Below are 13,642 nucleotides of genomic sequence, written 5' to 3'. Positions count from 1 at the left end.
ATTACGCCCATGCCCCGCTTCGCCCTGTCCGTCGATATCGGCGGAACCTTCACCGACTTCGTCCTGCAGGATCGCGAGCGCCGCATGGTCTTCACCGACAAGGTGCTGACGACGCCCAATGCGCCGGAACAAGCGATCTTTGCGGGAATGGATCTACTGGCCGAACGCTCCGGCCTGACGCCCGCGTCGTGCGATCTCTTTCTTCATGCGACGACGATCATCACAAACGCCGTCATCGAGCGAAAGGGCCGCGACTTCATCTTCGTCTATACGGAAGGCTTTCGCACGACTCTAGAGACGGGCCGCGAGCATCGTTACGACCTCACGAACCTGAAGCTCCGGTTTCCAGAACCGCTGGCCAGGGACGACCTCAAAGTCTCCGTCGCCGAACGCGTGTCTGCTCTGGGCGAGATCGTCCAGTTCCCTTCCTGTGAAACGGTTGTCTCCGATATCGAGCGGCTCGTCGCGCAGACCGGCGTCAAGAACTTCGCCGTGTGCTTCCTGCACTCCTACCGGAATGCCGCGAACGAGGAGGCGGTGCGGGACTGGATCCTCGATCGCTTCCCGGACGCTTACGTCTCGATGTCGGCCGGGGTCGCACCGGCGCAGCGCGAGTACGAGCGCTGGACCACCTGCGCGGTGAACGCCTACACGATGCCGATCCTGGCGGATTACGTCAGGCGCCTCGAAGGCGGATTGGCCGAGCGCGGCTTTCGCGACCGCGGGCTGATGATGACTTCGTCCGGCCTGCCGCTCTCGTTTGACCATTGCGTGCGCTACCCGGTGCGGCTGATCGAGTCGGGCCCGGCCGCGGGCGTGCTGGCCGCGCGCGCGATCGCGGCCCGCAATGCGGATGTCGACGGCGCGGGCGATGCTGCGAACGTCCTCGCTTATGACATGGGCGGTACCACAGCGAAGGGCGCCTTCCTGACCGCCGGGGAGGTGCACGTCCAATCCGCGCTCGAGGTGGACCGTGTTGGGGCCTTCAAGGTCGGGAGCGGCCTGCCCTTGATGATCCCGGCGATCGATCTCATCGAGATCGGCGCTGGCGGGGGCAGCATCGCCCGGATGGACGAGCGCGGCGCCATCGCCGTCGGGCCGCGCAGCGCCGGCGCTGATCCCGGCCCGGCCTGTTACGGGCGCGGCGGCGAGCAGGCGACGCTGACCGACGCCAACCTCGTCCTCGGCCTCCTGTCGGAGGCGAACTTCCGCAACAGCGGGATCGAGGCGAGCGCAGCGCTCGCCCGCGAAGCCGTCGAGCGGAATGTCGCGCGCCCGCTCGGCATCTCGACCGACCGTGCGGCGCGCGGCATCCACAACACGGTCAACGAGAACGTCGCCAGAGCCTTCCGGGTGCACGCCGCCGAGCTCGGGATCGACTACCGCCGCTATACGCTCGTCAGCACTGGTGGATCCTCGTCGCTCCATACAATCGCGATCGCCCGCATCCTCAACATTCGGCGCGTGATCTTCCCGTTCGGAGCGGGCGTCTCCTCGGCCTTCGGCCTGTTCACGGGCCGGGAGGGTATCGCGTTACAGAAGACTAGGCTCGTCCGTCTCGACCGAGCGACGCGGGACGACGTCGTCGCGCAGGTTGACGGCATGGTGGCCGGCGAGCGTGTCGCCTCAGCGCTGGCCGCCGGCGGCGGGACGATCTCGCTCACGCTCGGCATGCGCTACGAGCGGCAGGGCTACGAGACGGCGGTCAAGATCGGCCCGGACCGCACCCTCTTCGAGCCGGCGGCGATCCATCGGGCCTTCGAAGGGGAGTACCGCAAGATCTTCGGCCTGACCTTCCCGGATCACGCCATCGAGATCGTCAACTGGACGGTCGAGGTCTCCCAGGGCGCGGCGCTCTCCGAGCTCGAGGGCTACCGCTACGAGAACGTGCGCGAGGGCGGAGCGCGGGAGAAGGGCGTGCGGACGGTCCTGGGCGAGCGCGCCGGACGCGCGCTCGCCGTGCCGGTTCTCGACCGCTACGCGCTCCGGCCGGGCGAGGTGATCGCCGGCCCCGCTCTCGTCGAGGAGAACGACACGACGATCTACATCCCGGCCGGCAGCCCGGCCGTCGTCGCGCCCTCGCTCGACCTCATCGCAGACCTGGAAGCCCAGCCATGACCGAAACATTCGCGGGCCACTTCGACGCGGTCGATATCGGAATCCTCTGGTCCCGCATCGTATCCATCGCCGATGAGATGGCATCGGCCCTGGTGCGGACCTCGTTCTCGACCATGGTGCGGGAGAGCGGCGATTTCTCCGTGATGCTGTTCGACGGGCAGGCCCGCTTTCTCGCACAGGGCGCCGTCGGCGTTCCGTCCTTCACCGGGACCGGTCCGAGCACCATCAAGGGCATCCTGGATATCATCCCGGCCTCCGACCTTCGCGACGGGGACGTTGTGATCACGAACGATCCCTGGATCGGGACGGGCCATGTCTACGATATCAACGTTCTGAAGCCGGTTTTCCACAAGGGCCGGATCGTCGGATACTGCCTGACGGTCTCCCACCTCGCCGATGTGGGCGGCGGCCCCGGTTACGGCGCGGATGCACGCGACGTCTACGAGGAGGGTTTCTCCCTTCCGCCGATCAAGCTGTTCCAGGAAGGCGTGCTCAACAGCTTCGTGGTCGATTTCTTTAAACGCAACGTGCGCTTCGAAGATCTGGTTCTCGGCGACCTCTATTCTAACGTGGCGTCGTGCAACGTGGGCGCGCAGGGACTCTGCGACATCCTCGCCGAGTACGCGCTTGACGATGTCGCGGAGGTCGCTGACGGCATCTTCGCATTGACGCACTCCGCCATCACCGAGCAGCTCAAGACGGTCCCCAAGGGCACGTTCGAGGCCGTCTTGCCCGTGGAGGGCGTGAACGGCGTCCCGGAGATCCGGTTGCAGGTCGCCGTCACGGTCGACGAGGGCGGCTTCCACTATGATTTCACCGGCACCGGTCCGATCGTCAACCGCGGCGTCAACGTCCCGATCTGCTATACCCGGGCGTACTGCTACTTCTGCTTCAAGGTCCTTGTCGCGCCCGACATCCCGAACAATCAGGCTGTGATCGACTTCGTCACACTCGCCGCGCCTGACAACTGCATCCTGAACGCCTTGCGGCCGAACCCCACGGGGGCGCGGCACATCTTCGGACATTACGTCGCGCCGCTCGTCTTCGGCGCGCTGGCCGAGGCGCTGCCTGGTGAGGTGCAGGCCGACTCCGGCATGATCTTCCAGGTCAACCTGCGCGGCCGGTCGCAGCTCGGACGCGACTTCTCCTACATATACTTCACGCCGGGCGGCTACGGCGCCTTCAGCGACCTGGACGGGCGCTCGGCCCTGCCGGGACCGTCCAACATGATCGGCGGTCCGGTCGAGGTCTGGGAGGAGGACACGGGCTGCTTCTTCCTGCGCAAGGAGCTCCTGCCCGATACGGGCGGCGCCGGTGAGTTCCAGGGCGGCAACGGGCAGATCTTCGCGCTGCGCAACGATACCGGCCGGGTGGTCAACGGCGCCTTCATGGCGTCGAGGACCCGGCTCGCCGCACGGGGGTTCCGGGGTGGCAGCCCGGGCGCGCACCGCCGCATCGCGGTCGACGGGGTACTTACGGATCCAAAGGCGCGCGTGGAGCTCGCGCCGGGCGCCGTCATCGAAGTCGAGGATTCGGGCGGCGGCGGCTTCGGCGATCCGGCTGCGCGGAGCCCGGAGCGGATCCGCAGCGATCTCCGGCGCGGCCTCGTGAGCCGCGACTGGGTAGATCGGAACTACCCCGCCCAGGCCAGGGACCTCTGAACCGCGCCCAAACGCGTGCCGCTTACTCGAGGAGAGTCGACGTGGCCACCGGACAGACTGTCGATGACCTGCGCAGCGGCATCCTCGAGGATCTTCCCGAGATCGCGTGGATCGGCGAACCCGGCCTGCGGGAAGGAACGGTCGCGGCATGGAGCTTGGCTCTGCGGCGCTCAAGCTTCGCCCGCGTCCGGGACATCCCGGGCGATGCCAATCCGGGCGTGATGGTGCTGAAGCGGGGCGGGCAGAATGTCCATCTCAGCGGCGTCACGCGCCTCGCCCTCGCCTCCGTCGATCATTTCGCGGCGGTTCACCCCGAAGCCGTCATTGATCGCGACATCGTCGTCGCGGGGGGCCTCTGCCACGACGTCGGCAAGGCCTGGGAATGCGACCCCAGCAATCTCAGGCGCTGGGCGACGGATCCGAGCCGCGTCGGCTCGCCCTCCTTAAGGCACCCGATTTACGGTGCCCACATCTGTCTCAGCGTCGGCCTCCCCGAAGCCGTCGCCCACATCGCGGCCTGCCATTCGCCGGAGGGCGACAACGTCAAGCGCAGCCTCGAATGCATGATCGTGCACGACGCCGACCACACCTGGTGGACGATCTGCGCCGCCGCCGGACTCGTCCAGGAGAGCACACTGCCCGACCGCATGACGCGGCTGTTCGGGCCGCGACAACTGCGCGCGACGGAGTGCCCGGATGCGGTGCGCCGCTGAGGCACGACGACGACACTCACACGGCCGCATCGATGCTCACCGAAGAGGACACGATCATGCCCGCGCGCCCGACCCGCCGATCCGTTGTCACGACCCTGGCCTACGCAGGCGTCGCGATGCCGGCCGTATGGTCCGGACGGAGCTGGGCTGCAGGACGTTCGATCAGCGTCGGCACGTTCAGCGGACCCATGGCCGACTTCGTCCGACAGAAGATCGTCCCAGGATTTGAGGCGGATTACAGCTGCCGCGTCTACCAGACCGAGAACTTCACCCTCGGCCAAATCGCCCTGCTGCGGCAGCAGAAGGTCAAGCCGACCTACAGCGTCATCATGATGGACGATACTGGCATCCCCATCGCCAAGACCGAGAACCTCATTGCCCCGCTCGATCCCGGCAAGATCCCGAACATGGGGAACGCGTTCCCCCGCTACGTGCTGAACGACAGCCACGGCGTCGCCTTCACGGTTTCGACGGTCGCCCCATTCGTCAATCCGGCGAACGGGCCGGCGATCGCGAGCTATGCCGACTTGTGGGACGAGCGGTTCCGAGGCCGCCTGCTGATGATCTCTCCGAACCAGGGCGGCAGTGTCATGCTCCTAATCGCAGCCGCCGCGCTCGCAACAGGCAAGCCGCTGAAGGATGCCCAGTATGCGTTCGAGAGCGGCTACGCGAAGCTCGCGGAGCTGAAGCCCAACGTCATGACGACCTACGACAACCATGTCACCGCCATCCTGCAGATCGCGCAGGGCGAGGCGGATATCGGCGCCATGGGCTTCTCGAAGGACATCGTCCCTTACCAGCTCAAGGGAGCGGCCGTGCAGCAATGCTTTCCAAAGGAGGGCGTGTTCGGCGGGGTCAATTGCCTGACCCTCGTGAAGAACGCGCCCGAGCCGGAGCTCGGGCGCGCATTCATCGATCGAATACTCAGCGTCGAGATCCAGAAGGGCATGGCCGAAACGCTCTTCTCGGCGCCCACAGTCCGAAACGTCGTGCTCAATCAGGACGCAGCATCCCGCGTCGCCTATCCGGAGAAGCGGCTCGACGAGATGAACGTGTTCATGGTCGATTGGGATTACATCAATGCCAGGCGCGGCGAAATCGTCGAGAGGCTCAACAACATCTTTCGGTCGTGATCGCCTGATCAGCTGTCGATGAATCTAAAGCTTAGAAAGAGAGAAGAATCATGTCCTCAGGTCAGACCTCGCCACAGGTCAGCAACCGCGTGACGCCAGTAGTCGCTCACGGCGGGTTCGCGTTCGTCAGCGGCCAGTTGCCGCGCGAGAACGGCGCGTTGAGCCAGACCGGCAAAGTCGGCGCTGAGGTTGAACTCGACGACGCACGACGCGCAGCCGCGATCTGCGCCCGCAACGGCCTCGACGTGCTCCTCGGCGTCTTCGATGAGGCCGACATTGTGCGGATCGTGAAGATCACGGGCTTCGTGGCGTCGGCGGCTGGCTTCAACGCCCAGGGCGCCGTCATCGACGCGGCATCCGACGTCCTTCTCGACCGACTGGGTCCGGAGCGCGGCGCCCATGCGCGCAGCGCCGTTGGCGTCGCTGAGCTGCCCCACAACGCGCCGGTAGAGGTCGAGATGATCGTAGCGGTCCGGGGCGGCGCCGGATCTGTGGCTTGAGGACTCCGACCCGCGCGGACAGGCGCAGGATCTGGGCCTGTCGCAAACGCGAACGGGCCGCCGTTCACCGGCCGTTAGCCATGGGTGCCCAGCTTGCCGCTCCGCCCCGGAGCCGGCGCATGATCCTGAACGCCCTCGCCCTCAAGCTGAAGCGGCAGCCCCCCGCGGCGACTTCAAGGGCCGGCACTTCGAGGCCACCCTCATCGTCCAGGCTGTCTCCTGGTATCTGCGTTGCCTTAGACTGCAGGATCACCGAGCAGAGGCCTCAGTTCCATACGCCAGACTTATGCGAACTCGGCGCGCACGCGCGAGGTCTGCTACAAATGGGAAACGGCCCTTCGCATGGTCAAGCTGCTTCGACTGCTGGTGATCGACCCGCCATCTGAGCCAGCACACCACCCCCGATGACAAGGCACCCGCCAATCAACCCGCCGAGCGTAGGGACTATCTGGAGTAGGAGCGCATCGAGGGCCATGGCCCATAGAAGGCCGGAGAATTGCCAGGGCGCGAGCCGCGACGCTTCTCCTCGGTGCAGTGCCGCCGCGATGCTCGCCAGGGCGGCAGTCTGGACGATCGTCACCAACAGGATGAGCGCCGCGGCCTTGGCGTTGACGGGTCGCCAGTCCGCGACCACTAGCGCCGCCAGCAGCACGACGCCAACCAGAGCGACCTGCAGGATCGTGTCGAGGGTCGTGGCCGCATCGCGCAGACGGCGGATCAACACCTGATAGACCGCGTAGGTGAGGGCGCCTCCGAAGGCCGCCGCCATGCCGAGCACGCTCGCCTCCCTGCCCGGCCTCACGATCAGCAGCATTCCGGCGAAGCCGAGCAGCGTGCCGAGCCAGCGGCCGAGCGGGACGCGCTCGCGTAGCAGCAATCCGCCGAGCAGCGTCAGCAGCAATGGGGCGGTGAAGCCAAGCGCCGAGGCGGCCGTGACCGGCATCAGAGCGTAGGCGAGCACCGCGAGCGCGTTGGACACGACGAGCGCAGCCGCGGCAGCTCGTTGCTCCCAGGCCCTGTCGGGCCTTAGCAGGCGGTGCCAGGTCACGCCGCTTCCAGGCCACGCTGCCGCACAAAGGCCGATGACGAGGATGACGGCGCAGCGCAGGAAGGTGACCTGCAAAGGGCCGAGACCGTCGTTCGCGACCAAACTCTTCGAGAGCGCGTACCCCAGGACGTAGAGCAGTCCGGACAGGATCGTCAGGCCAATGGCAGATGAGGTTGATCGATCGCGATCCTGGGTCGTCTTCGTCGTCACGCCGTTCTGCTTTCACATGGGGCGGCCGAGTGCGTCCCCTCTCCGCCAGCACCATAGGCAGAACTGGACCGTTATCGCGAGGAGGAATGAGGAGCGTCCGCAACAGGTGGGGGGCGGACCTTGCGCTCGCGAGCTATGGGGATCGGAAGACTGCGAGCCCGGCCTCGGTCACGCCTGCCTCGACCAGACGCCAACCGAGCCGTTCGTAGAACGCGTGCTTGGGGGGCAAGGCGCATAGGTATGCGGGATCGAAACCGAGCGCATGGGCCTTCTCGGCTCCCGCTCGTACGAGGGCCGCGCCAACTCCGTTCGACCGATGCTTCGGGTCAACCCAGACGGCCGCGACCCATGGCGTGTACTGTAGCCGCACATCGAGATCGGACGCGATCACTGAGGCTGTTCCGAGGAACGTGCCCCCATCGTGGGCGACGAGGGCAAAGGGGATCGGCGCGTCGCTGAGGTTCTGCTGAACCAAGCCCTCGATGAAGGCGAGTGCGTAGCCCTTCGGCTCCCACCATGCGCGCCATACCCGGTCGGCGACGATGGGAGCGAACTGCGGCCGCTCGCGGAGGTCGACCACCGAAGGAAATATTGTAGCCACGGGCATCATCGTGAAGCTGTAGGCGAGGATCCACAATGGGTGGATACCTGCCTGTCTGCTTCTGGCTGGCGTTGGGGCGAAGCGGACGCAGCGGAAGGCCTGGCAGGAAATCCGTGCACTCTCTGTCTGTGCGGCGTCGCGCCGGCTAAGGATCGCCGGGTGCCGCGCTTGGCGCGCCCTGCTTGGCTGCGGGCGTATTGAGATGGTGCCGCACGAATGCCGTGCCTTCCTCACCAAGAACGATACCGAGTAGCCCAACCAGCGCGATCAGGGGCGGCGCGGGCGAACGAACCCCTACCAGCGCGTAGATAAGGCCGACGACCGCACCGATCAGCAGAGAGATTGCATAAGGCCATCCCTCGTCCCCTCACAGCTGCGGCGTCAATACGATCCGCCCCTGCGCGCCATTGGTCACGCAGGAGTAGGCGGCCTTGGCGTCGTCTAGCCCGTATGTCGCCGCGATCGGCGCAGGTCGGTAGCGCCCGCTCTCGAAGTCGGGACGAAGCGCGTCGAGGGTGCGGGCACATTGCACGAGGTCATGCTTGAGCGAGTCCACACCGAAAAGACGGGTCTCGTTGTGGTAGAAATCCGCGAGGTTGAACTGGACTATAGGGTCGCCGGTGGCACTGATCTCGATGAGGCGGCCCTTGTGTGCGAGGCATCGCGTGGCGATCTCGAACATCGTCTTGCCGCCCACACAGTCGTAGATCACTGCAGCGCCGCGCCCATCCGTGGCCTTCCATACCGCCGCGGGCAGGTCCGGCTCATCGATCAGCAGCAGGTCGGCGTGGTCGCGGATGGCGCCTCCGTCCGGCGGCGCTACCCGGTCGGCGCCGATCACGCGCGCGCCGCGCTGGCGCGCGATCTGAGCTACGGCGCCGCCGACACCGCCACTGGCATTAAGCTCCGCCGTGGCACGTCTGACCGGCTGCAGCCCTCAGCCATGACCACCGGCTTGCCTCACGTGTCAATGGAGTGAATTCATGATCCGTGCCTTGATCATCTTTGCACTCACTCTGACCATGGTTCACGAAGGTCTGGCAGCGTTCACCGCCGTGAGAACGACCTCTCACGCCGCCGTCATCTCCAGCTCCTCGATATCTAAGTGAGCATCAACCCTTCGCTTTGACTGCCAGCGCTGGATCAAGGCGTGTGATCGGTCAGCGCGCGCTGTAGCCTACCAGGGCTGGCGACCGGCAGGCATAGACCAAATCCACATGCTTTCTTGATATCTTAGGCAGCTCAGCCCCATCGATCCCTTATGCCGGCATGCGCAATACTAGGGTGCGGTCCCGAGGACGGATCGCGCGAACCCCATGATCGCTATGTCGCACCTCGTCGAACCTCCCCTCTCGGCCCCTTCGGTCTCGGACGGCCACCTGAGCTTCCTCGTCGGCCCGAGCCTGGAGGGTCACTGGCTCGCCATCGAGACCCACGGCCTTGGAGGCGGGATCTTTCGCAGTCAGCGGGACGCGCTCAACTACGCGGCGTTCGAGACGGGGCGCCGCCCGGACGCGGTGCGGCTCTCGCCCGACCCCCTCGTCTTCAAGCTCTGAGGCGCACCATGCCTGGCGGTGCCTATGCGCATACCGGCGCGGATGAGGTCGGATCGAGCGACCCTCCGGGCCGGATCGGAGGATCGCTCACCGCGCTGATCACTCCCTTCGTCGAGGGCGGCAGCCGGATCGACGAACACGTCTTCGCCGACCTCGTGGCCTGGCAGATTGCCGAGGGCACGGATGGCCTGGTGGTCGGCGGAACGACCGGCGAGGCGCCGACGCTCTCTCTCAGTGAGCGCGACCGGCTGCTCTGCATCGCCGTCGAGGTCGCGGCTGGACGCGTGCCGATCATCGCCGGCACGGGCACGAACTGCACCCGCACCAGCCTCGGCTTCACGCAGGTGGCCAAGGCGGCCGGCGCCGACGCGGCCCTCGTGGTCACGCCCTACTACAACAAGCCGACCCAGGAGGGCCTCTACCAGCACTTCGCCGTCATCGCCCGTACCGTCGACCTGCCGCTGCTGCTCTACATCGTTCCGAGCCGCACGGGCGTCGATCTCTCGCCAAGCACCCTCACCCGCCTCGCCGCCATCCCCACCATCATCGGCATCAAGGACGCCACCGGAGACTTGGGCCGGCCGGCAGCGACTGCTCGCGCGGCCGGGCCTGCCTTCCTCCAGCTCTCGGGACACGACGCCACCGCGGCGGCCTTCAATCTGGCCGGCGGCCGGGGCTGCATCTCGGTCGTGGCCAATGTCGCACCGCGGCTCTGCGCAGAGTTGCAGCGCGCCTGCCGGATGGGTGATTACCTGCGCGCGGCCGCGCTTCAGGCCCACCTCGCGCCGCTGATCGCGGCTCTCGAGCGCGAGACCAACCCGGGTCCCGTCAAGCTCGCCCTGTCGCTGCTGCGCACAGACGTGGTTCCGGACCTGCGGCTGCCCCTGGTGGTTCCCCGGCCCGAGACGGCGACCGCGATCGTGGAGGCGCTGGAGATGCTGCGCGGGGACGAGGCGCGCGAGCCGGTCGATCGGAGCGAAGAAGCGTCCCGTGCGGCGTGATCCCGGTATGCGAGGCTCGATCGCAGGGACGGCGATGGTGCCAGAACGCTACGACCCTGAAAGGCTGGGGCGAGGGCTGGCCGAGGCCCGCCGCCTCAACCACGTCTCGCCTCGTCTCGACCTCCGCGTGATCGCCGGGCCGGCCGCCGCCGAGGCGGTGCAGGCGGAGGCCGTGCTGGCCTACAACCAGCCGATCCGCGGCTACACGCTGGCCGCCACTTCGGACCGCAGCGCCCGCCTGCTCGGCTGCGACGGGCCGGTCGTCGCTCCCCTCTTCGCCCCCGCCATGCTGCCGAGCGGCACCTCCCTGCGCGCCTCCCGGGGGATCCTGGGCGTGGGGGCGCAGTACACGTTCGTGTTCGGACGCCCCTTTCCGCTCGACGGCGAGGATCCCGGCGACCTCGATGCCCTCGCCGCGGCGGTCGTCTCCTGCCACCTCGGCGTGCAGGTCCTGGGCCGGCGCGTGTGCCACACCGTACCGCTCAACGCCTGGACGGCCACGGCCGACTTCGGCCTCGACGTGGCGCACGGCCGCGGCGGCGCGGTCGCGGACTGGCGCGATCGCGATCTGGCCACCAGCGCGGTCTCGCTTCGCCTCGACGGCCACGTGGTCGCGCAAGGGTCGGGGCGGGAGATCCTGAACCGACATCCCTTGGCGGCGGTCGCGTGGCTGGCCGAAATCGTGTCGCAGGCCGGGCGCACCATCGACGCGTTCGATGCGGTCGCGACCGGCAGTTGCACTGCGCTGAGCCAGATCGTGCCGGGCCAGCACGTCGAGGCCGACTTCGGTTCCCTCGGGCGCGTCGAGCTCGACATCACGTAGGGCGCTCCGCTCTCGGTCGCCTCAGCGGTCCTCCGTCAGCACCGCGTAGAAGGCAGCCGGATCGCGCACCTGCCGCAAGGCGCCGACCACCGCGGGATCGCGCAACCGGCGCGCCACGCAGGCGAGGGCGTTGAGCGGTTCACTCGGGGCCTCCGTCGGGATCAGCAGCAGGAACACCAGGTCGACCGGCTGCTCGTCGATCGCCTCGAAGGCGATCGCGGGCCGCAGTCGCAGCATCAGGCCGGTGGGCCGCGTGACCTGCGTCAGCCGGGCGTGAGGCAGCGCGATCCCACTTCCGATGCCGGTCGAGCCCAGGGCCTCGCGGGCCTCCAATGCCCGCTGGATGAGACCGGCATCGAGCCCGAGCGCCGCGGCAGCACGCCCCGCCAGGTCCTCCAGCAGCCGACGCTTGTCCGGGGCCCGAACGTCGAGGACGACGTGGTGCGGGGCAAGGAAATCCGTGATGATCATGGAGCTTCCGGCCAGGCTTGGGATGGGCGAGGCAGGTCAATCGGGCGCGCGCAGGCGGTAGCCGATCCCGGTCTCGGTCAGGATGTAGTGCGGCCGTTCCGGATCCGGCTCGATCTTCTGGCGCAGCTGGCGCACGTAGACGCGCAGGTACTGCGTGTCCGCGACCGCACCCCAGATCTCCCGCAGCAGGTGGGCGTGGGTGAGCACCTTCCCGGCGTGGTGCACCAGCAGGCGCAGGAACTCGTACTCCTTGGGCGAGAGCTTCACCTCGCGCTCGCCGACCCGCACGATCCGGCGCACGAGGTCGACCGAGAGCTCCTCGACCCGGAAGACCGGCCGCTCACCCTGCTGCGCGAGCTGGTGGCGCAAAGCCGTGCGCATGCGGGCGAGCAGCTCGTTCATGCCGAAGGGCTTGGTGACGTAGTCGTCAGCCCCGAGGTCCAGCGCCTCGACCTTGCCGGCTTCGTCGCCTCGACTGGAGAGCACGATCACCGGCAAGCTCGGCCATTTCTCCCGGATGCGGCGCAGGAGTTCGTGGCCGGGAATGTCGGGCAGGCCGAGGTCGAGGATCACGAGGTTGACGCTGTCCTCGGCCAGCAGCCGCAACGCGGCCTTGCCGGTGGCGGCGTCCCGGAACTCGTAGCCCTGGCTGGTCAGGCCCATGCGCAGGAGCTTGCGGATCGGCGGCTCGTCGTCGACGGCCAGGATGCGGAGTGCGGCGCTCATGCGGCGGTGTCCAGAACGCGTCGATCGGCGGGCGTCGGAAAGCTGAGGGTGAAGACCGCGCCGGACCGGTCCGTGCGATTGCCGGCGTCGAGGCGGCCGCCCATGGCCTCGACGAAGCCGCGCGAGATGGCGAGGCCGAGACCGGTCCCGGCCTGGACATGGTCGCTTTTGCGCGCCCGGTAGAACTTGTCGAAGATCGCCTCCTGATCGCTGGGCGGAATGCCCTCGCCCTCGTCCAGCACCTGCAGGCAGACGCGAGCGTTCGCCTGCCAGCCTTCGACCCGCACGGTCGTGCCGACCGGCGCGTACTTGGCGGCGTTGTCGAGGAGGTTGAACAACGCCTGCTCCATCAGCACGGCGTCGAGGGCAAGCGGCGGCAGGTCCGGCGCGAGCGCCACCTCGACCCGATGCCCCACCAGGATCTTGCCGGCCCTCTCCAGCGCCGTGCCGACGACCTCGCTGAGGTCGTTCAGGGCGAGGTTCGGGGCGACGGCTCCTGACTCGAGCCGGGTCATGTCGAGCAGGTTGGCGATGAAGCGGTTGAGGCGCTCGGACTCGTCGATGATGGTCGACACGAGCTCCCCCTTGGCATCCTCGCCGAGGTCCGCGCGCAGATCGCGCAGCGTCGTGGCTGCCCCGAGCACCGAGGCGAGGGGGGTCTTGAGGTCGTGCGAGATCGAGGTGAGGAGGGCCTGGCGCAGGCGGTCGGTCGCGGCGGCGAGCCGCGCCCGGTCGAGATCCGCCACGAGGTGGACGCGTTCGATGGCGAGCGCCCCCTGATCCATGAGGGCGTCGAGGAGGCGGCGCTGATCGGGCGTCAGCAGGGGGCCCGGTTTGTCGGCGTCGAGGCCGACGACGCCGATTACGCCCCGGCCGGTGCGCAAGGGCAGGAACAGCCGCTTGGCACCCGGCAGGGTGTCGGCGCCGCGCCCGGCGGCCTGGCCGTGGTCGAAGGTCCACTTGGCGGCGGCCAGGTCGGCTTCGTCGAGCATGTCCTCCGGCGGGTAGCCCACCATCACGGTGAGCTGCTGCGCCTCGGGCAGGAGCACCACGACGCGCAGCTTCAGCATCAGGGCGATCT

At 67.8% G+C, this 13,642-nt stretch carries 15 protein-coding genes and 1 pseudogene; 9 read left to right on the top strand and 7 right to left on the bottom strand.

What is annotated here, in order from left to right; translation table 11 throughout:
• Positions 1 to 9: 9 nt before the first annotated feature.
• The 6 genes and pseudogenes from DT057_RS22555 to DT057_RS22530 all read left to right on the top strand — a co-directional run.
• Positions 10 to 2,118 carry a hydantoinase/oxoprolinase family protein gene (locus tag DT057_RS22555; RefSeq protein WP_128564351.1) on the top strand — a complete coding sequence of 703 codons (2,109 nt, stop codon included), beginning with the start codon at positions 10 to 12 and terminating at the stop codon, positions 2,116 to 2,118.
• A complete protein-coding gene (locus DT057_RS22550; RefSeq protein WP_128564350.1) occupies positions 2,115 to 3,779 on the top strand; it encodes a hydantoinase B/oxoprolinase family protein in 1,665 nt (554 codons plus the stop codon). Before DT057_RS22555 ends, DT057_RS22550 begins: the two co-directional genes overlap by 4 nt.
• A 41-nt stretch (positions 3,780 to 3,820) precedes the next feature.
• The gene (locus DT057_RS22545; protein ID WP_128564349.1) at positions 3,821 to 4,492 is read left to right on the top strand and encodes an HD domain-containing protein; all 672 of its coding nucleotides are present in this window, start codon (positions 3,821 to 3,823) and stop codon (positions 4,490 to 4,492) included.
• 32 nt (positions 4,493 to 4,524) lie between these two features.
• Positions 4,525 to 5,625, top strand: a complete 1,101-nt coding sequence (locus DT057_RS22540) for an ABC transporter substrate-binding protein (RefSeq protein ID WP_162501474.1) — start codon at positions 4,525 to 4,527, stop codon at positions 5,623 to 5,625.
• A gap of 50 nt (positions 5,626 to 5,675) precedes the next feature.
• The gene (locus DT057_RS22535; protein WP_128564347.1) at positions 5,676 to 6,125 is read left to right on the top strand and encodes a RidA family protein; all 450 of its coding nucleotides are present in this window, start codon (positions 5,676 to 5,678) and stop codon (positions 6,123 to 6,125) included.
• A gap of 119 nt (positions 6,126 to 6,244) precedes the next feature.
• Positions 6,245 to 6,357, top strand: a pseudogene (locus DT057_RS22530) (IS6 family transposase); the annotation flags it as partial.
• Between the two features lie 114 nt (positions 6,358 to 6,471).
• Here the strand turns inward: DT057_RS22530 and DT057_RS22525 are convergent.
• The 4 genes from DT057_RS22525 to DT057_RS22510 all read right to left on the bottom strand — a co-directional run bounded on the left by DT057_RS22525 (position 6,472) and on the right by DT057_RS22510 (position 8,918).
• Positions 6,472 to 7,383 (bottom strand): DMT family transporter, encoded by a 912-nt coding sequence (locus DT057_RS22525; protein WP_128564346.1) that lies wholly within the window; start codon positions 7,381 to 7,383, stop codon positions 6,472 to 6,474.
• Positions 7,384 to 7,516: 133 nt separating this feature from the next.
• Positions 7,517 to 7,993, bottom strand: a complete 477-nt coding sequence (locus tag DT057_RS22520; RefSeq protein WP_407068159.1) for a GNAT family N-acetyltransferase — start codon at positions 7,991 to 7,993, stop codon at positions 7,517 to 7,519.
• 136 nt (positions 7,994 to 8,129) lie between these two features.
• A complete protein-coding gene (locus DT057_RS37265) occupies positions 8,130 to 8,327 on the bottom strand; it encodes a DUF1427 family protein (protein WP_128564366.1) in 198 nt (65 codons plus the stop codon).
• Positions 8,328 to 8,351: 24 nt separating this feature from the next.
• Complete coding sequence (locus tag DT057_RS22510; RefSeq protein WP_128564345.1) at positions 8,352 to 8,918, bottom strand: quinone oxidoreductase family protein; 567 nt, start codon at positions 8,916 to 8,918, stop codon at positions 8,352 to 8,354.
• Positions 8,919 to 9,300: 382 nt separating this feature from the next.
• Here DT057_RS22510 and DT057_RS22505 point away from each other — a divergent pair, with 382 nt between their 5' ends.
• Genes DT057_RS22505 through DT057_RS22495 form a run of 3 tightly spaced genes read left to right on the top strand, consistent with a single transcriptional unit; the run spans position 9,301 to position 11,364 of the window.
• Complete coding sequence (locus DT057_RS22505; RefSeq protein WP_308220173.1) at positions 9,301 to 9,540, top strand: RAG2 PHD domain containing protein; 240 nt, start codon at positions 9,301 to 9,303, stop codon at positions 9,538 to 9,540.
• A gap of 8 nt (positions 9,541 to 9,548) precedes the next feature.
• Entirely contained in the window at positions 9,549 to 10,541 is a 993-nt protein-coding gene (gene dapA, locus DT057_RS22500) for a 4-hydroxy-tetrahydrodipicolinate synthase (protein ID WP_128564344.1), read from the top strand.
• 34 nt (positions 10,542 to 10,575) lie between these two features.
• The gene (locus tag DT057_RS22495; RefSeq protein WP_203236350.1) at positions 10,576 to 11,364 is read left to right on the top strand and encodes a 2-keto-4-pentenoate hydratase; all 789 of its coding nucleotides are present in this window, start codon (positions 10,576 to 10,578) and stop codon (positions 11,362 to 11,364) included.
• 21 nt (positions 11,365 to 11,385) lie between these two features.
• On the opposite strand, the gene DT057_RS22490 is transcribed toward DT057_RS22495, so the two are convergent.
• The 3 genes from DT057_RS22490 to DT057_RS22480 form a co-directional block, all read right to left on the bottom strand.
• Positions 11,386 to 11,835 carry a PTS sugar transporter subunit IIA gene (locus DT057_RS22490; RefSeq protein ID WP_128564342.1) on the bottom strand — a complete coding sequence of 150 codons (450 nt, stop codon included), beginning with the start codon at positions 11,833 to 11,835 and terminating at the stop codon, positions 11,386 to 11,388.
• 36 nt (positions 11,836 to 11,871) lie between these two features.
• Positions 11,872 to 12,561: a response regulator gene (locus tag DT057_RS22485; protein WP_128564341.1), complete on the bottom strand. Its 690-nt coding sequence runs from the start codon at positions 12,559 to 12,561 to the stop codon at positions 11,872 to 11,874.
• Positions 12,558 to 13,642 (bottom strand): sensor histidine kinase (locus DT057_RS22480; protein WP_203236349.1); only part of this gene is annotated, 1,085 nt, incomplete at its 5' end. The genes DT057_RS22485 and DT057_RS22480, both read right to left, overlap by 4 nt.

The sequence above is a fragment of the Methylobacterium crusticola genome (assembly GCF_003574465.1).
Lineage (GTDB): Bacteria > Pseudomonadota > Alphaproteobacteria > Rhizobiales > Beijerinckiaceae > Methylobacterium > Methylobacterium crusticola.
The sequence above is the reverse complement of the archived record's forward strand: the minus strand, read 5'-3'. Positions and strand labels throughout refer to the sequence as shown.